The 24342-nt window shown below is 54.9% G+C and carries 23 protein-coding genes, 2 tRNA genes and 2 pseudogenes; 12 read left to right on the plus strand and 15 right to left on the minus strand.

Translation table 11 applies throughout. The annotated features are described in order from the left end of the window. Positions 1-197 precede the first annotated feature (197 nt). The 4 genes from CAGGBEG34_RS09520 to CAGGBEG34_RS01665 are packed head-to-tail and all read left to right on the plus strand — an operon-like array spanning position 198 to position 4110. Positions 198-1046 carry a uroporphyrinogen-III synthase gene (locus tag CAGGBEG34_RS09520; protein WP_006682161.1) on the plus strand — a complete coding sequence of 283 codons (849 nt, stop codon included), beginning with the start codon at positions 198-200 and terminating at the stop codon, positions 1044-1046. A 2-nt stretch (positions 1047-1048) separates the two neighbouring features. Next, a complete protein-coding gene (locus tag CAGGBEG34_RS09525) occupies positions 1049-2314 on the plus strand; it encodes a uroporphyrinogen-III C-methyltransferase (RefSeq protein WP_050009275.1) in 1266 nt (421 codons plus the stop codon). Between the two features lie 3 nt (positions 2315-2317). After that, positions 2318-3520, plus strand: a complete 1203-nt coding sequence (locus CAGGBEG34_RS01660) for a heme biosynthesis HemY N-terminal domain-containing protein (protein WP_006682163.1) — start codon at positions 2318-2320, stop codon at positions 3518-3520. Next, positions 3517-4110: a Palmitoyl transferase for lipid A gene (locus CAGGBEG34_RS01665; RefSeq protein WP_006682164.1), complete on the plus strand. Its 594-nt coding sequence runs from the start codon at positions 3517-3519 to the stop codon at positions 4108-4110. The genes CAGGBEG34_RS01660 and CAGGBEG34_RS01665 overlap by 4 nt, the downstream gene beginning before the upstream one ends. 169 nt (positions 4111-4279) lie before the next feature. On the opposite strand, the gene CAGGBEG34_RS01670 is transcribed toward CAGGBEG34_RS01665, so the two are convergent. The 4 genes from CAGGBEG34_RS01670 to ppsA form a co-directional block, all read right to left on the minus strand. After that, positions 4280-5536, minus strand: a complete 1257-nt coding sequence (locus CAGGBEG34_RS01670) for an MFS transporter (protein WP_006682165.1) — start codon at positions 5534-5536, stop codon at positions 4280-4282. Position 5537: 1 nt separating this feature from the next. Next, on the minus strand, positions 5538-6461 hold the full coding sequence (locus CAGGBEG34_RS01675) for an SPFH domain-containing protein (protein WP_006682166.1): 924 nt from the start codon (positions 6459-6461) through the stop codon (positions 5538-5540). A gap of 6 nt (positions 6462-6467) precedes the next feature. After that, the gene (locus CAGGBEG34_RS01680; RefSeq protein WP_006682167.1) at positions 6468-6896 is read right to left on the minus strand and encodes a hypothetical protein; all 429 of its coding nucleotides are present in this window, start codon (positions 6894-6896) and stop codon (positions 6468-6470) included. 140 nt (positions 6897-7036) lie between these two features. Next, positions 7037-9430, minus strand: a complete 2394-nt coding sequence (ppsA, locus tag CAGGBEG34_RS01685) for a phosphoenolpyruvate synthase (RefSeq protein ID WP_006682168.1) — start codon at positions 9428-9430, stop codon at positions 7037-7039. 62 nt (positions 9431-9492) lie between these two features. Here ppsA and ppsR point away from each other — a divergent pair, with 62 nt between their 5' ends. Continuing rightward, a complete protein-coding gene (gene ppsR / locus CAGGBEG34_RS01690) occupies positions 9493-10308 on the plus strand; it encodes a posphoenolpyruvate synthetase regulatory kinase/phosphorylase PpsR (protein ID WP_006682169.1) in 816 nt (271 codons plus the stop codon). An 8-nt stretch (positions 10309-10316) separates the two neighbouring features. Here the strand turns inward: ppsR and holA are convergent, their stop codons facing one another. From holA to CAGGBEG34_RS01715, 6 genes and pseudogenes are all read right to left on the minus strand, one after another. Continuing rightward, positions 10317-11459: a DNA polymerase III subunit delta gene (gene holA / locus CAGGBEG34_RS01695; RefSeq protein ID WP_006682170.1), complete on the minus strand. Its 1143-nt coding sequence runs from the start codon at positions 11457-11459 to the stop codon at positions 10317-10319. After that, the gene (locus CAGGBEG34_RS11920; RefSeq protein WP_275226113.1) at positions 11459-11593 is read right to left on the minus strand and encodes an LPS-assembly lipoprotein LptE; all 135 of its coding nucleotides are present in this window, start codon (positions 11591-11593) and stop codon (positions 11459-11461) included. Before CAGGBEG34_RS11920 ends, holA begins: the two co-directional genes overlap by 1 nt. Further along, entirely contained in the window at positions 11583-11987 is a 405-nt protein-coding gene (locus CAGGBEG34_RS01700; protein WP_081463706.1) for an LPS assembly lipoprotein LptE, read from the minus strand. The genes CAGGBEG34_RS11920 and CAGGBEG34_RS01700 overlap by 11 nt, the downstream gene beginning before the upstream one ends. Before the next feature lie 110 nt (positions 11988-12097). After that, a complete protein-coding gene (leuS, locus tag CAGGBEG34_RS01705) occupies positions 12098-14695 on the minus strand; it encodes a leucine--tRNA ligase (protein WP_006682171.1) in 2598 nt (865 codons plus the stop codon). A 34-nt stretch (positions 14696-14729) separates the two neighbouring features. Then, positions 14730-15536 (minus strand): 4-hydroxy-tetrahydrodipicolinate reductase, encoded by an 807-nt coding sequence (dapB, locus tag CAGGBEG34_RS01710; protein WP_042687536.1) that lies wholly within the window; start codon positions 15534-15536, stop codon positions 14730-14732. 39 nt (positions 15537-15575) lie between these two features. Next, a pseudogene (locus CAGGBEG34_RS01715) lies at positions 15576-16049 on the minus strand (outer membrane protein assembly factor BamE); the annotation flags it as partial. 122 nt (positions 16050-16171) lie between these two features. On the opposite strand from CAGGBEG34_RS01715, the gene fur reads away from it, so the two are divergent. Both fur and CAGGBEG34_RS01725 read left to right on the plus strand, forming a co-directional pair. Further along, positions 16172-16600: a ferric iron uptake transcriptional regulator gene (gene fur / locus CAGGBEG34_RS01720; RefSeq protein ID WP_006682173.1), complete on the plus strand. Its 429-nt coding sequence runs from the start codon at positions 16172-16174 to the stop codon at positions 16598-16600. A gap of 104 nt (positions 16601-16704) precedes the next feature. Next, positions 16705-16776, plus strand: a tRNA-Arg gene (locus CAGGBEG34_RS01725). On the opposite strand, the pseudogene CAGGBEG34_RS12085 reads toward CAGGBEG34_RS01725, so the two are convergent. From CAGGBEG34_RS12085 to CAGGBEG34_RS01740, 4 genes and pseudogenes are all read right to left on the minus strand, one after another. Next, positions 16777-16947: pseudogene (locus CAGGBEG34_RS12085) on the minus strand (2-oxoglutarate dehydrogenase complex dihydrolipoyllysine-residue succinyltransferase); the annotation flags it as partial. Positions 16948-16974: 27 nt separating this feature from the next. Next, the gene (locus CAGGBEG34_RS01730; protein ID WP_042687539.1) at positions 16975-19482 is read right to left on the minus strand and encodes a fimbria/pilus outer membrane usher protein; all 2508 of its coding nucleotides are present in this window, start codon (positions 19480-19482) and stop codon (positions 16975-16977) included. Positions 19483-19505: 23 nt separating this feature from the next. Further along, positions 19506-20252, minus strand: a complete 747-nt coding sequence (locus CAGGBEG34_RS01735; RefSeq protein ID WP_081463707.1) for a fimbria/pilus chaperone family protein — start codon at positions 20250-20252, stop codon at positions 19506-19508. A 56-nt stretch (positions 20253-20308) separates the two neighbouring features. Further along, positions 20309-21013, minus strand: coding sequence for a hypothetical protein (locus tag CAGGBEG34_RS01740; RefSeq protein WP_006682176.1), 705 nt, complete (start codon positions 21011-21013; stop codon positions 20309-20311). 780 nt (positions 21014-21793) lie between these two features. Between CAGGBEG34_RS01740 and CAGGBEG34_RS01750 the strand changes: the two genes are divergently transcribed. Then, positions 21794-21866: transfer RNA gene (locus CAGGBEG34_RS01750), tRNA-Lys, on the plus strand. Between the two features lie 76 nt (positions 21867-21942). Here the strand turns inward: CAGGBEG34_RS01750 and CAGGBEG34_RS01755 are convergent. Next, entirely contained in the window at positions 21943-22308 is a 366-nt protein-coding gene (locus tag CAGGBEG34_RS01755) for a DUF1488 family protein (RefSeq protein ID WP_006682177.1), read from the minus strand. A 184-nt stretch (positions 22309-22492) separates the two neighbouring features. Here CAGGBEG34_RS01755 and CAGGBEG34_RS09530 point away from each other — a divergent pair, with 184 nt between their 5' ends. The 4 genes from CAGGBEG34_RS09530 (at position 22493) to CAGGBEG34_RS01770 (ending at position 24315) form a co-directional block, all read left to right on the plus strand. Further along, on the plus strand, positions 22493-22918 hold the full coding sequence (locus CAGGBEG34_RS09530; protein ID WP_006682178.1) for a DotD/TraH family lipoprotein: 426 nt from the start codon (positions 22493-22495) through the stop codon (positions 22916-22918). Between the two features lie 18 nt (positions 22919-22936). After that, the gene (locus CAGGBEG34_RS10940; protein ID WP_158641768.1) at positions 22937-23074 is read left to right on the plus strand and encodes a hypothetical protein; all 138 of its coding nucleotides are present in this window, start codon (positions 22937-22939) and stop codon (positions 23072-23074) included. A 69-nt stretch (positions 23075-23143) separates the two neighbouring features. Further along, positions 23144-23623 (plus strand): helix-turn-helix domain-containing protein, encoded by a 480-nt coding sequence (locus CAGGBEG34_RS01765; RefSeq protein WP_006682179.1) that lies wholly within the window; start codon positions 23144-23146, stop codon positions 23621-23623. Then, positions 23614-24315, plus strand: coding sequence for a nucleotidyl transferase AbiEii/AbiGii toxin family protein (locus CAGGBEG34_RS01770; protein ID WP_042687546.1), 702 nt, complete (start codon positions 23614-23616; stop codon positions 24313-24315). Before CAGGBEG34_RS01765 ends, CAGGBEG34_RS01770 begins: the two co-directional genes overlap by 10 nt. The last annotated feature ends 27 nt before the right edge of the window (positions 24316-24342 follow it).

A 24342-nucleotide genomic window follows, 5' to 3' on the forward strand; every position in this document is an offset into this window, starting at 1 on the left:
CACTTCGGGACTATACAATAAATTGCCTAAGGCTGAGTGTAAGCGCTTGGTATTGCAGGCCCCTCAATGAAATAAGACCCGCTCCAGGCGCTTGAGCGCGCGGAGCGAGACGCCGGCAGCTCGATCTTCATTAGGCGACTAGGGTCAATCTCTCCTGTATTTGCAAATGGCTTGCTTAATTGAGAATATGACCTAGGATGCACCTGTCTAGTACCGGTACCGCTATCATCACGCGCCCGCGCGGGCAATCCGCCGTTTTGCGGCAAACACTGGCCCGGCATCATGTTGAGACGCTTGAGTTTCCGCTGCTGGAAATCGCGCCGGCAAAGGATGATGCGCCGCTCGCGCGCGCATTGGCAATGCTTGAACAATATGCGCTGGTTATTTTTTCCTCACCGAATGCGGTACATTATGCGCTTGCGCATTTGCCGCATGGAAACTGGCCGCGCCAGGTGCCGATTGGCGTGGTTGGGCCCGGCAGCGCGCGAGCGCTCGCTTCCCTTGGGATTGCCCAGCCGGATTACCGCGTGATTGCGCCCTCTGTTCAGGACCGCGCGCAAGGGGCGCAATATACTGAAGCGTATGGCTCCGAAGCGCTGGCGGACGCGCTCGACCAGAGGCTGGGCTTGGCCTCTTTGGCGAGGCGGCGCGCGCTGATTCTGCGCGCAGACCGCGGCCGTGAATGGCTGGCCAAAGTCTTGGATGCGCATCATGCGCGCGTTGACACCGTGGCGGCGTATCAGTGCATCCCGGCGATTCCGGCCGCGTCGCAATGGACGCGGATACGCGCCCTGATTGCGGGCTGTCCGCATACATGGTTGCTGACCAGTTCGGCGGGCGTGCGGCATTTAAGCGCGCTCGCGCGTACGCAGCTGAGCGCGCGGGATCAGCGCCGCTTGACAGAGGCGCCCATTGTCGCGCCGCACGCGCGCATTGCGCATGCCGCGCGGGCGGCAGGTTTTGCTAGGATGATGCAGTCTGGTCTGTCTGACGAATCCATCACGCATGCGTTATTGGCTTCCATCCGCTCATTTTCGCGCACTTGAATATGACTGATTCCACAGATATCACGCAGCCGCAGCCTTCCCCGATTTCGCATTCCAGCGGTTCAAAAGCCGCAAAATCGCGCTCTGTCTACGGTCTGCTCCTCCTCTGGCTGGTCGCGCTATTCATCGCCGCCGCTGCATGCGCGGGCGGTTTTCTACTGGACCGGAAATTCAGCCGTGCGCATATGCGGCTTGCCAAGCGTCAACAGGCCATCGAACGCGCATTCGCCGACCTTCAATCCAGTGTGCAGACACAGCAGGCGCCTGATACGCCACAGACGCAATGGGCTGAACAGCTCACGGATGTGCAGAACCGGCTTCAGGCGCTTGAAAACCTGTTCCAGGATGCCGAGCGCGGCCATGAAAACTGGAAAGCCGCCGAACTCGAGCAGATGCTCGCCGCCGCGAATGAACAGTTAAAGCTGACCGGCAATGTCTCGCTTGCGCTGTTTGCGCTGCAGCACGCGGCCGCGCGTCTGGCAGCGGATTCTTCCTTGCGCGCGCAGACAGCGCGTAAAGCCATTGAGCGCGATATTCAGGCGCTGCAAACTTCCCCATACGCTGAACTCGCTGCCAAACTTGAGCTCGCGCTTGCCCAGGCGGACAGGTTGCCGCTTGTCAGTCAACCGCACGCCTCAAAACCGGCATCCATATCCTTAGAGCATTTTTCAGTCGATTTACCCAAGGAGCGAGCGCGAAGACAGTATGGGGATCGATGCGGGCGGAGCAGGTCTCCATCGCGCAGCGATGGAGGCGACCCCGCAGCGATCCCGAATACCGAAAACGCTGAAGCGACACAGGGGAAATCAGTGAAAAATGCTCTAGCCCAAACGGCGGGAAATCCAGCGAATACACAAAGCAAAGAAGCGACACAGGGCCAGCCACTGAAAAATGCGCTCGCGTGGACAAAATGGTGGGAACGGTTCAGCGCAGGCATTGCACAGCAATGGTCCGGTCTGGTGCAAATGCGCCGCATTGACCGCGACCACGCGCTGCTGATCACCCCGGAGCAAGGGCTGCTCGCGCGGGAGAATCTGAAATTGCGGCTTTTGTCCGCGCGTCTTGCGCTGCTTGCGCGCAATCACGCCCTGCTTAAAACAGATCTGCAGGCGGCAGCGCATATCCTGCGTTATTTCGATGCCGCCGCGCCCGCGGTTCAATCCGTGCATGATATTCTGTCAGAGCTTGTACAGGCTTCTGAAGCAGCCACAACTCTCAATATCGACGCAAGCGTGCACGCCGTGCGTCAATATAGAAGCCGGAGTTGACCCATGTCCATCCGAGGATTTTTGTGGCTAATCGTATTATTTGCCTCGGCCGCTGCGCTCGCCGTTCTGGGTCAACGCGAAGCCGGACAGGTCATTATCCTGTATGCCCCCTACCGCCTTGAATTCTCGCTCAATTTATTGATCGTGATCCTGATTGCAGCGGGCATCGCGCTCTATGCGCTGATTCGCCTGCTCAGCAATCTGTGGAAAATGCCGGCCCGTCTGGCGGCCTATCGGGCGCGCGCCCGCGTTGCCAAAGCGCACGCCGCTTTGCGTCAGGCATGGGAATATCTGAGCGCCGGACGTTTTGCGCGCGCTGAAAAATCCGCTCAAGCCGCCTGCCGCGCGGCTGACAATCAGGGGGCTGCCGCGCTGATCGGCGCGCGCGCGGCGCACCAGATGCGCGAATATGCGCGCCGCGATGAATGGCTGGAGCGCATCAAGCGCGCGCGCTGGCAGGAAGCAAAATGGATCGCGACCGCCGAAATGCGTTTAGACGCGCACGATGCCGCCGGCGCGCTGGCCGCGCTGGATGAAATCCAGACCCGCGGCGCGCACCGTCTGCACGCGCAGAGAATTGCATTGCGCGCGCACCGGCAGCTTGAACACTGGAATGAAGTCTTGAAAGCCGTCAAAACGCTTGAGGCGCGCGCGGCCATTGACCGCGCCGCTGCGCAGCAACTGCGCCAGACCGCCGCGCAACATCTATTGCATGAACATCGCCATGATGCACAAACGCTGCGGGAATGCTGGGCCGCGCTGCCCGCGAGCGAGCGCTATACGCCTTCCTGCGCTCTTTTTGCCGCGCGCTTATTTGTGGACTGCGGGGCGTATAAAGAAGCCCGTCAGATCATTGAAACCGCCCTTGACAAACAATGGGATGCGCATCTGCTGCGCTGCTATGCGGAATGCGCGGGCGATGATCCCCATCCGCTGATTCAACGGGCCGAATCCTGGCAAGTCCAGCATCCAGACGATCCTGATGTGCTTTTTGCGCTGGGATGCCTGTGCCAGCAACAAAGACTGTGGGGTAAGGCGCAAGCTTTTCTGGAAAAGGCGTTGCGCATCACTCTGGAGGCAGATGAGACGGGTGAACTGAAAGTGTTGATACATCGCGCGCTTGCGCGCTTATACGAGTCGCTGGATGACCATCCAAAAGCGAACGCACACTATCGTGAGGCAGCGCTCGCCCTCAAAGCGGCATGAGGCGCTTTTCGTTTCGACCCCGGCTTTGGACGCTGATCTATGTGGTTTCCGGAGTTGCCCGATTTCCGGCAGAGTCCTGCGCTGCAGAGCTGACGCGCTGGGCCGCAACGCGGCTTTCCGAAGCAAAAGCGCATATGCTGCATATCGCGCGGGAAGGGGTCCGGGATCTGTATATCAGCGGTTATGTCTGGCATGCGCCGGATGGCTTTACAAGAGAAGACCGCGGGCGGCTGAACGCTTACGCCTATGGGGCCGGGTTTGGAAAACGCAGAATCGATGCAAATGGACGCGAGAGCCTCATCTACGCCCTCGTATTCTCAGATTCCCACTATGATCCTCAACCTATTGCGGGTTATGCGCGGCAATGGTTTACTCAGCCGATTGCCTCTTCTGTATCCTTAGGCGCGGGCTATACCGTTGCGCTTTCTACGCGCTCAGACGGCTGGTATATCCCATTTCCCATTATATTACCCCTTGCAACCGTGCGTTTCAGCCGTTTTTCATTGATGACCACAGGGCTTCCGCGCATACCCGGAGCGGTGAATATAAAAGGCAGTGTGGTGTTTGTCTGGGGCCGCTACGAGCTTTAGGCCAAGATTTCCGCAGCCGCGCTGGCGGCGTTGCGCCTCCTTGCCGTACTCTCATTGTACTGTCTGCGTCGGCGCGCCTTGCCAGCACGGCTGTACGAAAATCTTGGCTCCAGAGCATTTTCAGGTGATTTGCCACGAAGCGACGCAGTGCAAGCCGTTGAAAAATGCGCTATAAAACTTCTCCGGACTTCAATCGCCACGCAAAAGGCAGCGCCAGAATCCCAAAAAACATGATGTATAAAGCGGGGAAGATCAGCAGGCCGGTTTTCTGAATCATCCAGGTGTTGATGAATGGCGCGGTGCCTCCGAATAAAACAATGGGAAATGTATACGCCAGATTCATGCCGCGACAGCGTATCAAAGGCGGGAATTGTCTGGCGAGCATTTCCATCAGGACTCCGCCCGCGCATTCCAAGGGTAAAACCAAGAGCAATTGCGTGGCCAATGCCGCTGCGAAAGAACCCCGCTGAAGCAAAAACCACAGTGGACAGATCAGCACAATCGCCATGATGATACTCGCGGTCATCAGTCTTTGATAGCCGATCAATTGACCGGCATAGCCTGAGAATAAAATAACGGGCACCAGTGCCGCTAAAGTCAAGGTATTGGTTAAATACGCCCATTGATGGGGATAATTTAGAAAATAAATCAGATAAGACGGCATCCAGACAACCAGCGTATAAAAGAAGACATTCAGGAATGCACAGATGAGCGCAACGGGCGCGGCTGTTTTAAGCAGCGATTGTTTCGGAACATCAACGCTCGTATGCGCGCGATTGTTCTGCTGTAGGGGAATATGATGAATCTCGCGCCGGATATAGCCGATCGCAACCGTGAGTGGAATGCTGAGCAGAAAAGGAATTCTCCAGGCCCATGCGTGAATCGTCTCACGATCAAAATATTGAAATAATAAAAAAACGACCAGCGTGGCCAATAAAGAACCCAGAGCGATGCTCGCAACAACAACGCTGCATAAAATGCTTTTACGTTCAGAGGGCGCGGCTTCAAAAATATAACAGGCTGTTCCAGGCAACTCTCCCCCTAACGCAAACCCCTGGGTCAATCTTAAGGCCAGCAATAAAAGGGGCGCAATCCAGCCAATATTTTGATAAGTCGGCAACAGTCCGATGAGCGCGGTCGGCACTGCCATCGCCACGAGCATGATTTTGATCGGAGCGCCGCGGCCAACCCGATCTCCCATCGCGCCAAAGAAGAGACTCCCCAGGGGCCGGGCAAGATAGCCAATGGCAAAAGCGGCAAAGGCCTGAATCAATCTATGGATAGGGTCTTCAGAATGAAAGAAGAGTTGGCCGATCACGTCGGCCATATAGGCATAAATAACGAATTCATACCATTCAAAAATATTGGCGACCAGCCCGATCTTTAGCAGATGATTGTGCGTCGTATTTTGAGATAGACCGTTCAAACTACTTGCCCTGCTTCACAATCGCCAGGGCCGATGCAATCAGTGCGCTCATATCGCTCAGATTCGCGGGCACAATCAAGGTATTGCCCGCTTTCGCCAGATTGCCGAATGCGCTGATATATTGTTCGGCAATTTTCAGATTCACCGCGTCGCTCCCGCCCGCCGACTGAATCGCCGCGGCAATTTGCTGAATTGCGCACGCATTCGCTTCAGCCACCGCCAGAGTCGCGGCAGCCTGTCCCTGCGCTTGATTGATCGCCGCCTGTTTTTCCCCTTCCGATTTCTGTATCGCCGCTTCGCGCGCGCCGGAAGCCAGATTAATCTGTTCCTGTTTCTTGCCTTCCGAGGCGGCAATGAGCGCGCGCTTTTCACGCTCCGCGGTAATCTGTGCCTGCATCGCGTGCAGGATTTCCTTCGGCGGCGTTAAATCCTTGATTTCATAACGCAGGACTTTAACCCCCCAGTTCGCCGCCGCTTCGTCGAGCGCATTCACAATACTATGGTTAATCAGCTCACGCTCTTCAAAGGTTTTGTCGAGTTCGAGCTTGCCAATCACCGAGCGCAATGTCGTTTGTGAGAGCTGCGTAATCGCAAACACAAAATTGCTTGAACCGTAGGAGGCTTTGACCGGATCGGTGACCTGAAAATACAAAACGCCATCGACTTGCAACTGGGTATTGTCGCGCGTGATACACACCTGACTCGGCACATCGAGCGGAATTTCTTTTAATACATGCCGGTGCGCGATGCGGTCGATAAACGGCACAACCAAGCTTGGCCCAGGCGTCAGCGTTTTATGGTAGCGGCCCAGCCGCTCAACCACCCAAGCATGCTGTTGCGGAATAATTTTGATCGTCTGCGCAATCGCGACGGCAATCACGACAAACAGAACCAGTGCAATCAGGCTGGTGTTAAACAACATCATCTCTCCTCAAACAGACGTTGTGGAAGCTTCCAAAGGAGCCACCACTAAACAATTCCCCCGCACTTCGCGGATTTCATACCAGTTTCGATTTCCAGGCTGTTCCGTACCGGCGTATTCGATATTCCACTGCGCGCCGCGATACATCGCGCGCGCGGTGCGGCCATCCCAGTTTTCGATATAGACGCGCGCGCCAATATCAAAATTGAGCGCGGCGCAGCGATTATGCCACCGTTTGCGCGCGCGGCGCAGCGCTGCAAGCGCAGCCAGAGCGCACGCGGTCGCGGTGAATAATTGAACCGTCAGCGCAGCGCCTGCCAGCGCCGCAACGCCGCCTGCAACGGCAGCGAGTGCGAGCATCAGTAAATAAAAGGTTCCGCTCAGCAATTCGGCAATGACCAGCGCCGCCGCGAATACCCACCAAATCACAGCCTGCATCCTATGTTTAGTCCTAGTGTCTGATGGTTGAATCTCACTATGACAATGATTTGATACATCTATTCAGAAGCCCTCTTGGCCATCGTGATAGCGGTGTTGAGAGGGGTTTGAATTCATTGAATTCTAAAATCCATTGAATTCTAAACCGGCGTGGAGTGCGCGGCTAACTTCCGCCATGTTTCAATCACCGTATCCGGATTCAGCGAAATCGACGTAATGCCCGTCTGCATCAGCCAGGCGGCGAAATCCGGATGGTCGGAAGGCCCCTGTCCACAAATACCGATGTATTTGTTCTGACGCAAACATTCATCAATGGCCCGCTGCAGCATAAAGCGTACCGCTGGATCGCGTTCATCGAAATCCTGCGCAAGCAATGGCATGCCTGAATCTCGATCCAGGCCAAGCGTGAGTTGCGTCAAATCGTTTGAGCCAATTGAAAAGCCATCGAAATAGCACAAGAATTCGGCGGCAAGAATGGCGTTTGACGGCACTTCGCACATCATGATCAAGCGCAAACCCTGCTCGCCGCGCCGTAATCCAAATCGAGCGAGTTGCTCAACCACGCGCTCGGCCTGCTTCAGCGTGCGTACAAAGGGCGCCATCAATTCGACATTGGCGAACCCCATCATTTCGCGCACCCGTTTGATGGCCGCGCATTCCATCTCGAACGCCGGCGCGAAATCCTCAGAGAGATAACGCGCTGCGCCTCTAAAACCGAGCATCGGATTCTCTTCCTCCGGTTCGTAATCAACGCCGCCGATCAGTTTTCTATATTCATTGGATTTGAAATCGGAGAGCCGGACAATGACCGGCTTGGGATAAAACGCGGCTGCAATAGCCGCCACCCCTTCGGCCAGTTTCTCGATATAGAACGCGCGCGGCGATGCGTAGCCGCGCGCGGCGCGCTCAACAGCTTCCTTCACATCCGGTTTCAGATTGGGATATTCAAGAACCGCCTTCGGATGCACCCCAATCGCATGGTTGATAATGAATTCCAGCCGCGCGAGTCCAACGCCCGCATTCGGCAATTGACAGAACTCAAAGGCGAGTTGCGGATTGCCGATATTCATCATGATTTTGACCGGCAGATCGGGCAAATTGTCGTGCCGTACCTCGCTGACTTCGGTTTCCAGCGCGCCGCTGTAAATCCTGCCCTCGTCACCTTCCGCGCACGAAACGGTCACCAGCGCGCCGTCATTTAGCGCTTCAGTTGCATTGCCGCAGCCGACGACGGCGGGCACGCCAAGCTCGCGCGCAATAATGGCGGCATGACAGGTGCGTCCGCCGCGGTTCGTCACAATCGCCGCCGCGCGTTTCATCACCGGCTCCCAATTGGGATCGGTCATATCGGCCACCAGCACGTCCCCTGGCATCACGCGCGCCATCTGCGCGGCATTGCGGACGATCCGCGCCGGGCCGCCGCCGATTTTCTGGCCAATTGCGCGGCCGGTGGCCAATACCGGCGCTGAGGTCTTGAGTCTGAAACGCTGTTCGACGCGGCCAGCGCGCTGGCTTTTTACGGTTTCAGGCCGCGCCTGCAAAATGTACAACTGGCCATCGCGTCCATCCTTGGCCCATTCGATATCCATTGGCCGGTCGTAATGCCGCTCGATTTTGACCGCCAGCCTTGCGAGCGCAATCGCCTCTTCATCCGCAATGGAATACTGTGCGCGCGCTTGCGGCGCGACTTCAATAGTCTCCACGCCGCCAGCGGATGCCCCGGAAAATTGCATTTTGATGAGTTTGGAACCCAGCGCGCGGCGGATGATCGGCATATGGCCGTTCGCCAGCGCGGGCTTGAACACATAGAATTCATCCGGATTGACCGCGCCCTGAACCACCGTCTCTCCCAGACCGTAGTTGGAAGTAATAAAGACCACGTCCCTAAAACCCGATTCGGTATCGAGCGTAAACATCACGCCGGAGGCGGCCAGGTCCGAGCGCGCCATCCGCTGCACGCCGGCGGACAATGCGATATCCGCATGCGCAAAGCCCTGGTGCACGCGGTAAGCAATCGCGCGGTCGTTGTACAAGGACGCAAAAACGCCTTTGACGCGCTCCAGAACCGCGCCGATGCCGACGACATTCAGCCAGGTTTCCTGTTGTCCCGCAAATGAAGCGTCGGGTAAATCCTCGGCGGTGGCTGATGAGCGCACTGCACATGAAAGAGGGGCCGGCGCAGGGTTCTGCAGCCGTTCAAAATGCCTTTGAATCTGCTCAACCAATGCGGGCTGTAATGGGGTATCGAGGATCCACTGACGGATTTCATTGCCGGCAGCGGCCAGCGCCATCACATGATCAACATCCAGATTGTCCAAGCGGCGCGCAATCTGTGCGCTCAGACCCTTTTGTCTCAGAAAATCCCGATACGCGCGCGCGGTCGTTGCAAATCCGCCCGGCACCCGAACGCCCGCCTCCGCCAACTGACTGATCATTTCTCCCAGCGAAGCATTTTTGCCGCCGACCGAGGCGATATCCCGCATCCGCAATTGTTCAAACGGCAACACATAGGCATCATGATCGAGAATATCCATTCAACCCCCTGTTTGTTTATCCTTTATTCTAGCGCGCTCATTCTGAACACACACACGAGCTTATGAGCTTAACCGTATTTATTCTCTCCGATGGAACCGGCATCACCGCCGAGACGTTCGCGCACTCGATTTTGTCGCAATTCAATCTGAAATTCCGTTTGCTCCGTCTGCCTTTTATCGATTCGCGCATTAAAGCGGCTTTGGCCGCGGACAGAATCAACCAGACCGCGCTGGAGAGTGAACGGCGGCCCATTGTGTTTACCACACTGGTCGATCCGGTTTTGAACGAAATGGTGAAAGGCGCGCGCGCGCTGGTGATGGATATTTTTCAGACTTTTGTTGAACCGCTTGAGCAGGAACTGGGCATTGAAGCTAGCCATGCGATTGGACGCGGGCACTGGACAGCAGATAGCGAAGCCTATTGCCAGCGGATCGAGGCGATTAATTTTTCACTCGCGCACGATGACGGCCAATCAGACCATAATCTTGAACAGGCCGAGGTGATTCTGATTGGCGTCTCGCGCAGCGGCAAAACGCCGACCAGCCTCTATCTGGCCATGCAGTATGGCGTGAGAACGGCGAATTATCCGTTAATCCCGGAGGATTTCGAGCGCGGCGCATTGCCGGGGCCGCTTGCGGCCTATAAATCCAAGCTGTTCGGTTTATCGATTGACGCTTATCGTCTCTCCCAAATCCGCGCCGCGCGGCGTCCCGGCAGCCGCTATGCCGCACTGGAAAACTGCCGCGCTGAAATCAGCGCAGCGCAGACGTTGATGGAGCGCGAAAATATTCCCTATCTTTGTTCAACCCATAAATCGATAGAGGAAATCGCAACCACGGTGTTGCAGGAGTGTAAGCTGGAAAAAGTCATTTATTAGCGCATTTTTCAGCGGCGTGCACTGCGCAGCGATGCGCTCGCGGAAGAGCAATCTCGCTGAAAAATGCGCTCGTTTGTGTTTTTCATTGACTTTTCGGGCGCTGAAATCCGCATCGCCAGTTCAAACAGGCCGCGCCAAGGATCCATCTGCGGCATTGCGCCGCGCGGCTCTCCTCTGAAGGGTTGGGGCAAACCTTTGAGCTGACGGTCGAGGCGCGCGGCGAATGTCAGCGCTGCATGAAGCGCGGCCATGCTGACGCGCTGCGCCGCGGGGCCGATAAGTTTCTCGCGCGCCCCCCAGACGCGCGCTTCGCGCGTCAGCGCAGTCAGCGGCCGGCCGGCTGCAAGTCCCTGCTTAATCCGCCAGAGCGCGCGCAGCTCTTCCGCCAGCGCCCACAGGATAAAAACAGGCGCCGCGCCCTCGCCGCGCAATCCATCGAGCATGCGGGCCAGACGCGCGACATCTCCAGACAGCATCGCTTCGCCGAGTTTGAAGACATCGTAACGCGCCACATCCAGCACTGCCGTTTGAATCTGCTCAACACTCAGCTCGCCCGGCGGATAAAGCAGCCCCAATTTCTGGATTTCCTGATGCGCCGCCAGCAGATTGCCCTCGACGCGCTCCGCAAGCCATTGTAACGCGCGCGCGCCTTCCTCGCCGGCCGGCGCGCGCTGGTTCTGCGCTTCCAGACGTTGCTTTAACCAGTTGGGCAAATGGGCGCGCTCAACGCGCTCAATGCACACCACCACGCCTGCATTGAGCAGCGCGTGATACCAGGCGCTTTTTTGCGCGGCTGCGTCGGGCCGCGGCAGCGTAATGAGAATGAGCAGATCGGGAGAGTCAGCGGCGCAGAGGCTTTGCAGCGCTGCCGCGCCTGCTTTGCCGGGTTGTCCGTTGGGAATGCGCAGATCAAGCAGGCGGCGTTCGCCAAACAGGGCCGGCGAACAGCTTAGGCCAAGCGGCATGCTCCAATCAAAGCCGCGCTCAACCGTAAATATCGCGCGCTCGGTATACGACTGGGCGCGCGCATGACGCCGGATTTGGTCAAGCGCTTCCTGAACCAGCAGCGGTTCATTTCCGCATACCGCATAGCATCTTGCCAGTCCGCGGCTTAAATGCCCGGCCAGCGCATCCGCATTGTCAATCCACATTAATCTGCAGTTTTAAGACGCTGCACCGCTGCGAGACGGCGCAATAACTGATCAATGGCGTCATTCTCAATATCCTGATAGAGCTGTTCAGATTCAATGGCTTTGGAAAGCGCGTATTGATTGTTATAGGTCATGGAACGATGCAATATCAGCCGGTCTGGCCCAAGCAGCACCGNGCCATGCCGCATTCTTCAACTGATAATTCACGATCATTTCAAGCGCGTATTCTTCCGTTGCGCCATGCGCGCTCAGACTTTTTGCACTGCGGCTGCGTATGGCATCGAGCACCAGTATGGCATCCGCATCCTTTGGATGGCCAACCACTCTTACGTGACTTCCTCTTGCAATCATGCTTTTCAGACGCGCGCTCACGTTCTGGCTGATCTGTGTGGATGCCTCAATATACAGGCGCTCAAAGGCGTAGTGTTGCTGCCCTTTCAGATGGAATCCGCACGCGGAGATGAGCAATGCCAGCACCGTCGAAACAGCGAGATCAATGGAACGCCTCATCAATATAGTCAAGCGCATTTAATTTGAGACAAGGAAGCAGCCGCGAAGACAGTATACAAATACGGCGAGCTTTGAAGCCGCCGTATCAGATGAAATGCGCTTGGCTATATCTCTCCAAAGCCAGACAATCAAACCACAATATTCACCAGGCGCCCCGGCACCACCACGATTTTTCTAGGCGGCTTCCCCTGGTCAAAGCGGGCAAATAGTTCATGCTCAAGCGCGGCCTGTTCGATTGCGCTGCGCGCCGCATCTTGAGCGACTCTCAGCATGCCGCGCGTTTTACCGTTGATTTGCAGCACCAAATCGATTTCAGCGGCGGCGAGCGCGGATGAATCTATTTCCGGCCAGGGGGCGTCTAGCAGCGCGCCGCCGGACTCAGCGCTGAATCCAAGCCTTTGCCAGAGCGCCGTGCTGATGTGCGGCACGACCGGATACAGCACGCGCAGCAAAATGCTCCATCCTTCGCGCATCACGGCGTGATTCGCCTCATCCGCACTGTCCGGGAGGGCGGCGTCCAGCGCATTGAGCATTTTCATCGCCGCAGAAACGACGGTGTTGTACTGCAAACGCTGGTAGTCGAATTCGGCCTGTTTTAACAATTGATGAATTTCACGCCGCAGCGCGGATTGAGGTTGCGTTTGCTGGCCGCTGCCTGCCAACACACCTGCTTGTGCGAATTGCTGGCCGAGCGTCCAAAGCCGGCGCAAAAAGCGGTGCGCGCCCTCGACGCCCGCGCCCGACCATTCGAGCGGCGCGTCGGGCGGCGCGGCGAAAATCGTAAACAGGCGCACTGTATCGGCGCCGTACTGGTCAATCAGTGTTTGCGGATCGACGCCATTATTTTTTGACTTCGACATTTTCTCGATGCCGCCCGCTTCCACAGGCTGGCCGTCCGCGTTCAGCGTTGCGCCGCGCAGTCGGCCCTTGTCGTCGAAAATGGGGGTGACTTCCGCTGGATTGAACCACTGCCGCTGACCTGAAGACGGCTCTCGATAATAGGTCTGATTTAACACCATGCCCTGCGTAAATAAATTCTGCGCAGGTTCATCAAACGCCACCAGGCCTAGACCGTGCATCACTTTAGTCCAGAAACGCGCATAGAGCAGATGCAGAATCGCATGCTCGACGCCGCCGATATACTGATCCATCGGCATCCAGTCATTCACGCGCGCATCGACCATTTCCGCCGCGCCGGGGCACGCATAACGCAAGAAATACCACGACGAGTCGACGAACGTATCCATCGTGTCCGTCTCGCGGCGCGCGCGCGCCCCGCATTGCGGGCATACACAATCGATAAAAGCGGCGGACTTTGCCAGCGGATTGCCCGAGCCATCCGGAACAAGGTCCTCAGGCAGGCGCACCGGCAAATCGGAGCGCGGGACCGGAACGACGCCGCACGCATCGCAATGAATCATCGGGATCGGCGTACCCCAATACCGCTGCCTTGAGATGCCCCAATCGCGCAGTCGCCAGCGCGTGCACGGTTCGCCCAAGCCGCGCGCTTTTAAATCGGCGCCGACGGCTTTAATCGCCTCCGCGGAAGACAGGCCATCGTATTTCCCGCTCTGGATACAAAGGCCAGACTCGGCGTACCCATCATTCCAGCGCGCGGCGGAATACGCCTGGCCGTTGACCTCAATCACTGGCTTGATCGGCAAACCGTATTTCTGCGCAAACGCGAAATCGCGCGCATCGTGCGCGGGCACGCCCATCACCGCGCCCTCTCCAACCCGCATCAACACGTAATTTGCAATCCAGACTTCGATGTTCTGGCCGGTCAGCGGGTGCTGGACAAAGAAGCCCGTTGCAATGCCCTTTTTCTCGGTGGTCGCGAGATCGGCCTCGGCCAGTCCGCCGCATTTGCACTCTTCGAGAAAACGCTGTAGCGCGGGCCGCGCGCGCGCCAGACGCGCCGCCAACGGATGCTCCGGCGCAATCGCGCAGTAGGCAATCCCCATGATTGTATCGGCGCGCGTGGTAAAGACGCGCAGCGATTGCGGTTGACCGTCCAGATGATAGGGAAAGGCAACCGTCACACCCTCGCTTTTACCGAGCCAATTCTGCTGCATCCGCTTGACGCTCTCCGGCCAGCCGAGATGATCTAGGTCTGCCAGCAATGCGTCGGCATAGCGCGTAATGCGCAAGTAGTACATCGGGATTTCGCGTTTCTCCACCAATGCGCCTGAACGCCAGCCGCGCCCGTCGATGACCTGTTCATTCGAGAGCACTGTTTGATCGACCGGGTCCCAATTCACCGGCCCCGTCTGACGGTACACCAGACCCGCCTCCAACATCTTGAGAAACAGCCATTGATTCCATTGATAATAGCCGGGCGCGCAGGTTGTGATTTCGCGCGACCAGTCAATCGCCAGTCCTAGCGCCTGCAACTGTTTTTTCATCGCGGCGATGTTGCGATACGTCCACTGCGCGGGCGCAATACCGTGTGCAATCGCGGCATTTTCAGCGGGCAGGCCAAAAGCGTCCCAACCCATCGGCATCAGGGTATTGAAACCTTTCATGCGCATTTGACGGATCATTACATCGTTGATCGTGTAATTGCGCACATGGCCCATGTGCAATTTGCCCGATGGATAGGGCAGCATCGATACGCCATAGAATTTTTTTCTGGAAGCCGTCTCGACCGCTTTGTAGACTTCGCGCGCGGCCCAATCGCGCTGAACGGCCGCTTCGAGCGCGGCCGGTGGGTACTTTTGTTGCATGGAAAATTAGGTGTGTAGACGAGCAACGCTCTAGCTAGCGCAAACCGAGCACATCCTGCATATCAAACAGTCCGCTCGTTTTATCCGCCAGAAAGTGCACCGCGCGCAGCGCGCCCAATGCGTAGCTGGCGCGGCTGCTCGAGCGATGGGTCAACTCGATGCGCTCGCCCTCTCCGGCAAACAGAACGGTGTGATCGCCCACAATATCGCCGCCGCGAATCGCTGAAAAACCGATTTCCAATGGTTTGCGCGCACCGGTGATCGGAGTGCGTCCGCAGACGGACATTTTGGATAAATCGCACCCTGTTGCGCGCGCGATGATTTCACCCATTTTGAGCGCGGTGCCAGAGGGCGCATCGGCTTTGTGCCGGTGATGCGCCTCAATAATTTCAATATCGTACCGATCCTTAAAAAGCCGCGCCGCCGTCTCGATTAACTTGAGATAAAGGTTAACGCCCATACTCATATTCGGCGCCAGCACAATCGGAAGCGCGCGCGATGCAATTTCAATCCCGGCGCGCTGTTGTTCGCTAAAACCGGTGGTGCCAATCACCAGTTTGATGCCATGCCGGCGCGCCACCGGCAGACAAGCGAGCGTGTATTCAGCAGAGGTGAAATCGATCAAATACTCAACCTTCGCCAGCCCCGCCTCAATATCCTCCGAGACCGCGACCCCGGTTGTTTGACCAAAACGCGCGCCGGCGTCTCTCCCCGTCCATTCGCTTCCAGCGCGCGCCAGCGCGCCGGCCAGTTGTACGCTGCGATCTTCCAGAGCTGCCTGGACCAATATCTGGCCCATTCGGCCGGAAATGCCTGAGATTGCAATTTTTAGAGCCGGCATCAGAAAGCAAACGCTCCCTCATTCGATGTGTGACTGACCGGATGGACGTTTTGCCGCCCTCCTTTGTCTACCGCGCGTATTTGCGCGCTTATCGCCATCGATTTCCGCGATCAGTTCATATTCAGTCGGCAAGTCTTCAGCGCCGCTCCAATGCGTGAGCTGGTCTTGATCAAAATAAAGGGTCAGATGGCGCTGCCGCACCACTTGAGTCTCTCCGCGTCTGAAATAAAACAGATAATCCCATCGGTTGGCATGAAACATGTCCGCGAGAAGCGGGGTTCCCAGCACAGAGCGCGCCTGTTCGCGCGTCATCCCGGCTTTCAATTGCGCAGCGGCTTCACTGGACACAAAATTACCCTGGACGACCGTGATGCGATAGGGGGTGACGCTTTGCACCGCGCGGCGCGTGACCGTGTTATACAACGAGCAGTTAGCCAGCAGAAGAATGCCGCATATCGATGAAAACAGGCGTCCTGCCCGATATGCGGCGTAGCGATTGGAATCTTTCAGCATTCTGAATATTTCTAATCAGGTGATAAATGGCGCTGTTTGAGCGCCTGTGCACGGATTAGCCTGCATTGTACTCTCCTGATATAGTTCTTTGATTCATTGATAAAACCCGTGCGTCCGTTGCGATGACCAACCACTCCAGCCTGAAAAGCAGCGGCCTTAAAGCGACGCTGCCGCGCCTGAAAATTCTCGAAATTTTCCAGCACAGCGAAATCCGGCATTTAAGCGCTGAGGATGTCTACCGCGCATTGCTCAATGAAAAACTGGATATTGGACTGGCGACGGTCTATCGCGTCCTCACGCAATTTGAACAGGCGGGTCTGCTCGCGCGCCAGCATTTTGAGTCCGGCAAATCGGTATTTGAACTGAACGAAGGCTCGCATCACGATCATCTCGTTTGCATCAATTGCGGACAGGTGGAAGAATTCTATGATGCCGAGATTGAGCAGCGCCAGCAAAATATTGCCAAAAGCCGCGGTTTTGCACTGCATGACCATTCGCTGGCATTGTATGGCGCATGCCGTAAGAAAAATTGCCCGAACCGCAAAAATTGAGTGTGACTTCACATTTTTCAGTGAGGTTGCCACTGGCGCAAGCGCGAAGCGGCACAGGGCAAGCCGCTGAAAAATGCTCCAGAAGTCATTTCAGCTTTTTGAAACTCCCTGTAGTTCAATGGACAGAACGGGCGCCTCCTAAGCGCTAGATACAGGTTCGATTCCTGTCGGGGGGACTCTAGAGCATTTTTCAGCGGCTTGCCCTGTGTCGCTTCTGCGTGTTCGGTATTCGGGATCGCTGCGGGGTCGCCTCCATCGCTGTACGATGGAGACCTGCTCCGCCCGCATCGATCCCCATACTGTCTTCGCGCTCGCTCCTTGGGCAATCTCACTGAAAAATGCTCTAAAAGGTTGCAGGCTCACGATTTGTTCGCTCACATATTGCGGCAAACGGCGTTTAATTTTTCATAGTATGCCTCTGAATCCGCACGCTCCGGCAATTTAAAATCCAGTTGGCAGCGCGTACCATCAAACATTTCTACATACAGCGTTGTAATAGACTCGGAATCTATATTGTCTATAAAAATTTGGCCTTTATCGATCACGATGGTGATGAAACGGCCGTCTTGATCATGTACTGAGGCGCCTTTCGGTAAAGCGGAGCCGTCGGCGTTCACTGCATTGAGAAGCACGCGGCGCACTTTCACCACTTTAAAATCAACGAAATTGACCGAACCGCGTCCTGCTCTGACGGTTCGATATCCGTTTCCAATATCAATATTACGCGGCAAAGTGTATGTTTCCAGGCTAATTTCCCCTTTGCCAAAAGCAGGCAAGCGGGGAATGACGGCTCGCCCCCATGTATCGGTCCAGACCGTACCCTGTGGCGTATCGATTTTGACGCCGCTCAAATTTCCAACCGATGCGATGCCAAAAGTATCTTCAATGGGTTCCGGCGAAAAGGTCGGTCCCTTGCGGTGCGCTGCAATGCCGCCTGTTAAATGCGCCGAGTATGATGTACTACTGCGCCCGAAGTGCGAATAGCCCAGTCCAAGACGGGTGTAACGCGGCAGTAGGTTCAGTCCGCCGCTGTAAGCCAAAACACGCTCCTGACTGTCGATGCTGGCTGAAAAATCATAGCTCGCATAATCGTTGAGATCATCGCTCACGCTGGCGGTGACGCCTGTCTCACCCCAACGGCCTTGCCGGCTGTTTTTGCTCATATAAGAAGAAATTTCATATTTTCCTAATGGAATCAGCGCTCTCAAATAAAGCGATCTGGACGAGGCATGTCTGCCGGACGCCCGTTCGAGATCCAATGCCAATGCAACACGCCTAATGGACTTGCTCCAGGTCAATAACCAGCGTTTGCTGGCCACAGTCTGCTGCCAGGGCTTTGTATGTGTATAGCTCACGCGGATATTTCCAACAAGACGGTGTGACCAAGCCAGGGTGCCGTTATATTGATAACGGTCGTTGGAACGACGGTTAAACAAGGCATCTATTTGATTGCGATATCCAGGGCTTTGATGTGCAGCCGCAATCTGCGCGAAGATGCGTTGCCACAAACGGGCGTGTAACTGTACCGTATTACGGATGCCAATCTGTCTGTGCTGCGCATCATGCGATATCAGCGTGTTGATGCTGGCATTCAGACGGCGCATCGGCTGCACGCTGATTCTGGCGCCTACGGTTCGGTAATCGGTCTGCGCGAGAAAACCGGCTGCCAGCGCCATATTCCGGCGCACACGCCAGTTACCCTCAGCGCTTGCCAGCCAGCGGCGCGGCGCGCGGCTTTGTCTGGACAGCGCGCGCGTCTGGCCTATCGCTGCGGAGAATCCCTGCTTTCTTCCAGAAGAGAAAGCCGTAAACGCAATGCCGGGTACCGTAAAATGTTTTTGAGCGCCGTTTTCTTCAATGACGGTGACTTCTAAATCACTCTGATTCATCAATGGCAAGGCGCTTAAAGAGAAAGGCCCGGCTGGAACCAGCGTTGAATAGATCAGAGCGCCAGACTGCCGCACTTCAACGCGCGCGGGCGACGACGCGACCCCTTCGACTACAGCGCCTGTGTTCTGGGCGTCAAGCGCATATTCCGGCACAATTTGCATGCCCGTAATCGCTGTTCCAGGGAAAATGCTGCTTGCGGTATTGATTTGCCCAACCTGTACAACGGCCGGGTAATCGGCGAGCGTGCGCTGCGCATAGCCGTATAAATGCGCAAATTGCGATTTGCCACTGAAAATATTGAGGATTTGTTTGCTACGGACGATCCAGCCGCCTGCATTGAAGCCGGCCAATGTATCCAGATACAGATAGCGGCTTGTATCTTCTGGAGAACGAGCGGCAATGGTCAGCAGATCGTAATTCAGCAAACCCGCAGTTCCGCCGCGCGTATATTGCGTGCGGTCGGAATCCAGAGAATACAGCGCCTGTGTTGGAACAATCAGCTCGACTTGTTGCTGGCCAGGCTGCAGCTTGATGATGGTTTCAGGAAATGCGCGTCGATAGTCATAGCAGCTCAGGGAAGCGGCGCCGTCCGACGTTGCAGCGCCCGCGTCCATTGGGCGTTGCGGCGTGCGCTCCGGTTCCGGCTGCTTCTGCAGCGCAGGCGGAATCACCAGTTGCGCCTGCTCAAGCAAGGCCCGGTCAAAACACAGATGACCGTCCTGATCAAAGCGCGCATGTACCTCGCCACGCTCGTCGTCATTGATGATTAGCGTGACGCGGTGCAGGCCGGGCAGAAAACGGGGTTGATCTTTGAAAAACTCAGCCAGACGCGGCGAAAGGCCGCGCGATTCCAAAAGATCTGTATCAAATTCGGAGGGCGCGGTTTCTGTTTCTTGATCTTCGGCGGCTTTGAGCTCCGATTCAGCCTGGCACAGAGCTGCGCCGGCGGGCAACCCCAATATCAGATAGATTGCGATACACCGAAGCTTCACCGCTCAGAAACCTTGTCTGGAACTTACCGGCCTGAGGTTTGCGCGAGCGGGGCGGTATAACCTCCCCTAATAGGTAAGCCGTCGTCATCGACGGGTTCAATTTTGATCTGTCGGGACGCATTGCCTGCGGCAGGCAAGGGCTGAGAGAGGGTAATGGTTTCGCCAGGCAGAATATAAGTTTGCGGGAGCATGCGCGTACCGACATCGGGTAATATGCGCAGTGCATTGGAAAGCCGCACGACATAAGGGCCGGGATTATTCACCTGAAGCCGTTTCCCGCTGTCCACTGACCAAACCAGCGATTTCCACGGTTCTGAATTGGGCGCAAATCCTTTGGGGCGGATCACCAGCGGCAGGTTTTGGCCCACAGTAAAACCCACCTGAGTTTCCGCTCCACGGCTGCTTTGCGGTATCCCTTCAAAAACAATCCGTTTATATTGCTCGACTTTTAACGGCTGCGGCGCTTGCAGGATAATCCGGACTAACTGGACTTCGCCGCCTTCGACGCGCGCAACCGGCGGAGCGATAATGATCGAAGCTGAATTGTCTGGCGCTGGCTTCACCTCTTTGATGACTGTATGGAGCAACGCAGGCGCTGAATCCGTATTGGTGACTTTAACCGTCGTCTCGCCTTTGCTCTCTTCAACAATGACTGCCGCGACATCTGGCTTCATCCCGGCTGCGTGAACCCATCCGTATAAACTACAGAACAATGGGATCCCCGCAACTGCGGGGATCCATATCATGCGGAAATATGGGAAGCGAACCATAGATTTTTGCTCATACCGTTTTTAGTCAAGCAGGAATTTGAATCAAAAACGCACTTTCATAGATAACTCGCTTCTAGCTTCACCTGTCCGTTTAACTGACCTCTAGCCCTTTGCAGAACCCTTCTGGCTTTTGACTGCACTGTGAGTACTCCCTCAAAAATCTTTGCACTGACTGACTGATTAGGATCCGCATTTTCTGTATCCGATATGAAAGCATATCCAGTATCTCTTGCCAATTTATCTAGCGCGTTCAACTGATTGTTCGCACTGTCCACCATGATGGCTGCTGCTGGCTCTCCAATCTCCTTAGACGCAGGATCTTCTACTCTATAAGTCCAATTTGAAGAGGTCATTTCGTAGAATCCGCCGAACTGACGCGCTCCCCGCTGTGAGAACATAAAGTACTGTTGCGGCGCTTCGATATTGACATCCAACTGTGCCAGTTCTTCTTCCGACGGTATTGATCCGGGGTCTATGGTTCCTAAACGATCGTCGGATAGCCGAAGCTTTGCGACTCTATTCTCATTACATCTAATCTGTACCCGAACGTCCCTGCTCATTATCGTATCAGGTTGCGAAAAATCGACTCTTCCTAGTTGAGCGGATGCTGTTCTTTGTCCGTTCAGTGTGATATCACATGCTTGAGGCACAGGCGCATCCATATAGACCTTTAATATTGCTGTCTTTGCCGCAAAACTGGGTACCGCGCTCAATCCCAGTGACGAGCCTAAAACTGCCGCTGCAATTTTCTTCATTTTCATATCAATCTCCAGAAATAAAATGTAAATGCAATATGAATGTACAAACTATCGCACATCATTTGCAGACTTTGCTATACGTTCAAGACTGTATAAACCATGTCCTGAAGCCAGAATTTTCGTATTTTGACAGGAGGGAATAAATAGGGATATTCCGGCGATCCTTAGAGATTCATCTGAAAAAGGAGCGAGATGTGGCCTGCCCCCATCAGCCGTATCTGGAAGGGTGAGGGATCTGCCCCCAGAAACAGTTGAGCAGTAAGGGAGCACAGTGAAGCCCACAACTCTTTCGATTCTTGTTCTGCCTGTATCGTGACTGATATGGCCGGCCAATCCTGTGGCAGGCACGCATCCATTCTGGCTCATCAGATCATCTGTATAGAGATCGAATGTCTCTTTCCACATGACTGATGCCTTTTATGACCGTGGAGGGTTGCTATTTGAGTGACGAGTCGGGCGCTTCAACAACCCGCTGTGCGTAAGGCGAATGCCTTAATTTAAAAGTGGAGCGCGTCTGGCAACATCAGCTCCCCAAATAAAGAAGCACGGCGTGATATCACGCAGTACATCATTGGCTTTTACAACGCGGTACTTTGCATTCCACTGCGGATGATCTGTCGTCTGTTGCCTTTGAAACCCAGAGGCCAGAAAAAGTACCGCTCAACCTGTCCGAAAATACTTGACCGCTACATTATAAATTCATAGAATTAAAAAATTTGACTCTGGACCTTGCCTGAACAAGAAAAGCGAGGAGAGGCTCAAAATTAAAAGCACATATATACGGGGTCGTTAGCTCAGCCGGTAGAGCAGCGGACTTTTAATCCGTTGGTCGTAGGTTCGATCCCTACACGACCCACTAGTATTGATAAGGGTTTCAGAGGGATTTGATAAATTATTTAAATCCGTTTTTAGACAGAATATTAGACAATTGTCTAATATTTCCGCAAACCTCTTCCCGTCGGGATACTGATTTTGCATGAAGTAGGCTTATAGAAATGCTTCGGTTGATGGATAGTCTGACTCTCCCCGCCGCGGGGCTGTTCGAGTTTTTGTGCCGCCTCACTTTCGATATCAAAGCGCACTGAGCGCACAAATTCTTTTACAGGGTCTTCCTCATCTTCGGAAAGGCGCTTCATCCGCTCTTCCTTATGCACGGAATAGACGAACTGATTAACAAGCATCCCATCCGCGTAATAGGGGCGCACCGTCAGCCAGTCTTGATCCGAGGCATCTTCTTCCAGACGGATGAAGATCGTTTGGCCTTCATGCTCAAACGTTTCAAGAATTTCTGATTGCATGGCATGCTCCCCGAGCCCGTTTTATTGAGAAGAGAAGGATAAGGTTGGAGATTCGCACCGTCTATTATGCTGATTGGATAATCTAGTCTTAATTTATTATGTACAATATTAAAAATTCATATATAGACTAAACACACTAGAATTGACAAACAGAGCCCATGTCCTTTGCCTTCTCGCGCATGATATGGATGTTACCCTTCTGCATGATCGCAGGCTGCGCAACACCCCGCCACCGGTTGACGATCCGGTGGGACGCATGCTGGACGCGCAATTCAGTCGATCCGCGCATCAAGTTAACCAGTTGCTGACGGACATCGCCTTGGCGGGCGGAATCTCGACAACCGCATCACACGCCGGCCACGTGCAAATCGATGGCGATCGCATCAGCGTGCAATGGCAGGGCGATGCGCCTGCGGTATTGCGCCGCCTGGCTGAAGCGAAAGGTTTGAAGTTTGCAATGATCGGTCGTCCCGTTCCAATTCCGGTATCTATTCAATCAGAGAACGCGGATTTTGTCCGCGTGCTGGAGAACATTGGCATGCAACTGGGCGCGCGTGCCGATGTGGTGTTGAAGACGGATGCAGTGGAGATTCACTACCGTGCGATTTAAAAAACGGAGCGCCGGTATGTGTTTGCCGTCCTGGATCTCTTCTCCCGCCGCGTGGCGGGCCTTTCCATGCGCGGCCAGATGACCGCCGATTGGGTGATATCCGCTGTCAATCAGGTCATCACGCACCGGCAACCCGGCAAAGGGTCTGATCCATGAATATTTGCTCCTTGATATGTAGGATATAATTTACATATCGAAACTGAAACGGTGTTGTGGGGGACAGTGATGCAGCTCTACGAAATAGGCCAAAGTGTCGCAAAACGACGGGCAGAACTGGGGCTCACCCAAGCACAATTGGCAAAACTCGCCCGGCTTTCGCGGTTTACAATCAATCAGCTCGAAACCGGGAAAATTAAAGACTTAGGGATCAACAAACTGATTCCGCTTTTGGGCATTCTTGGGATGGAGCTTACAACCCAGCCGCGTCCTCATCAAAACGGGCTTTTTAAAGCCTCGGTCAGCGCAAATGTCAGTTACAAGGGCCAATTAACTGAGGATCGACTCGCACATGCGCTCATGACAGGTCATATTCCGATCGGTTGTGAATCTCAGATCTCCGTGATTCTCGACGAAGTCCCTGTGCCCGTCGTTGTCAAAGCGGTCGAGGAAACGGCTCAATTCTTTGAAACGCCTCCTAAAAAGATCTGGAAAAACTTGGCAAGCTGGTCAAAAAATCTCCATCTTTATCGGAGAATATGGAGTTGATATTCCCTGATTCGCTGTCAGAGGGCGTATGGCGAAGCTTATTTGGCCACGCGTTGACACTGATTGACGAAATGGAACGGCACGGGACTTCAAACCCATTTTGGACACTGGGTGGCGGAACCTTGTTAATGCTTCGGCATCACCACCGCCTCAGCAAGGACATTGATATCTTCGTACCCGATCCGCAATATCTCGGATACGTCAATCCTCGTATTCATGAGGCAGCGGCCGATATCACCCGCGAATATGAAGAAGGCGCTCAATTTGTCAAGCTTATTTTGCCAGAAGGTGAGATCGATTTTGTTGTATCTCAAAACTTGACGGATCCAGGCGACGATCAATGGACACTCATGGGACAACCCATTAAGGCAGAAACCACCGCTGAAATGATCGCGAAGAAGATGTGGTATCGAGGCAATCATCCAACTGCCCGTGATCTTTTTGATCTAAGTCTAGCGATTGAACGCGATCCGGGCGCGCTTCTTGAAGCGGGCAAATTCCTGATTCGACATCGAGAAATTTTCCTGGCAAAGTTAACGGCGCATGATACCTATATCCGTCAACGTTTCTGTGATATTAAAACTTTAAATTATACGCCGAGCTTCGATCATTGCGTGGCAATCGCGACTGAATTTTTGCGCGAGATTCCGAACGATGCCATCCAGCATAAAGCGCGGATGCGGATGCGTTGAATAGGTGCTTTATACAGGGAGGGCTCT

Origin of the sequence: Candidatus Glomeribacter gigasporarum BEG34 (assembly GCF_000227585.1) — a bacterium.
GTDB classification, from domain to species: domain Bacteria; phylum Pseudomonadota; class Gammaproteobacteria; order Burkholderiales; family Burkholderiaceae; genus Glomeribacter; species Glomeribacter gigasporarum_B.

Excerpts from the sequence above, each read along its gene's own strand:
- CAGGBEG34_RS09520 (WP_006682161.1), top strand. The coding sequence starts at position 198 with ATGCACCTGTCTAGTACCGGTACCGCTATCATCACGCGCCCGCGCGGG.
- CAGGBEG34_RS09525 (WP_050009275.1), top strand. The coding sequence starts at position 1,049 with ATGACTGATTCCACAGATATCACGCAGCCGCAGCCTTCCCCGATTTCG.
- CAGGBEG34_RS01680 (WP_006682167.1), bottom strand. The coding sequence starts at position 6,896 with ATGCAGGCTGTGATTTGGTGGGTATTCGCGGCGGCGCTGGTCATTGCC.
- CAGGBEG34_RS01675 (WP_006682166.1), bottom strand. The coding sequence starts at position 6,461 with ATGATGTTGTTTAACACCAGCCTGATTGCACTGGTTCTGTTTGTCGTG.
- CAGGBEG34_RS01735 (WP_081463707.1), bottom strand. The coding sequence starts at position 20,252 with ATGGTTCGCTTCCCATATTTCCGCATGATATGGATCCCCGCAGTTGCG.
- leuS (WP_006682171.1), bottom strand. The coding sequence starts at position 14,695 with ATGCAACAAAAGTACCCACCGGCCGCGCTCGAAGCGGCCGTTCAGCGC.
- CAGGBEG34_RS09530 (WP_006682178.1), top strand. The coding sequence starts at position 22,493 with ATGGATGTTACCCTTCTGCATGATCGCAGGCTGCGCAACACCCCGCCA.
- CAGGBEG34_RS01755 (WP_006682177.1), bottom strand. The coding sequence starts at position 22,308 with ATGCAATCAGAAATTCTTGAAACGTTTGAGCATGAAGGCCAAACGATC.
- fur (WP_006682173.1), top strand. The coding sequence starts at position 16,172 with ATGACCAACCACTCCAGCCTGAAAAGCAGCGGCCTTAAAGCGACGCTG.
- dapB (WP_042687536.1), bottom strand. The coding sequence starts at position 15,536 with ATGCCGGCTCTAAAAATTGCAATCTCAGGCATTTCCGGCCGAATGGGC.
- CAGGBEG34_RS01740 (WP_006682176.1), bottom strand. The coding sequence starts at position 21,013 with ATGAAAATGAAGAAAATTGCAGCGGCAGTTTTAGGCTCGTCACTGGGA.
- ppsR (WP_006682169.1), top strand. The coding sequence starts at position 9,493 with ATGAGCTTAACCGTATTTATTCTCTCCGATGGAACCGGCATCACCGCC.
- CAGGBEG34_RS01770 (WP_042687546.1), top strand. The coding sequence starts at position 23,614 with ATGGAGTTGATATTCCCTGATTCGCTGTCAGAGGGCGTATGGCGAAGC.
- CAGGBEG34_RS11920 (WP_275226113.1), bottom strand. The coding sequence starts at position 11,593 with ATGACCTATAACAATCAATACGCGCTTTCCAAAGCCATTGAATCTGAA.
- holA (WP_006682170.1), bottom strand. The coding sequence starts at position 11,459 with ATGTGGATTGACAATGCGGATGCGCTGGCCGGGCATTTAAGCCGCGGA.
- CAGGBEG34_RS01665 (WP_006682164.1), top strand. The coding sequence starts at position 3,517 with ATGAGGCGCTTTTCGTTTCGACCCCGGCTTTGGACGCTGATCTATGTG.
- ppsA (WP_006682168.1), bottom strand. The coding sequence starts at position 9,430 with ATGGATATTCTCGATCATGATGCCTATGTGTTGCCGTTTGAACAATTG.
- CAGGBEG34_RS01660 (WP_006682163.1), top strand. The coding sequence starts at position 2,318 with ATGTCCATCCGAGGATTTTTGTGGCTAATCGTATTATTTGCCTCGGCC.
- CAGGBEG34_RS01765 (WP_006682179.1), top strand. The coding sequence starts at position 23,144 with ATGCAGCTCTACGAAATAGGCCAAAGTGTCGCAAAACGACGGGCAGAA.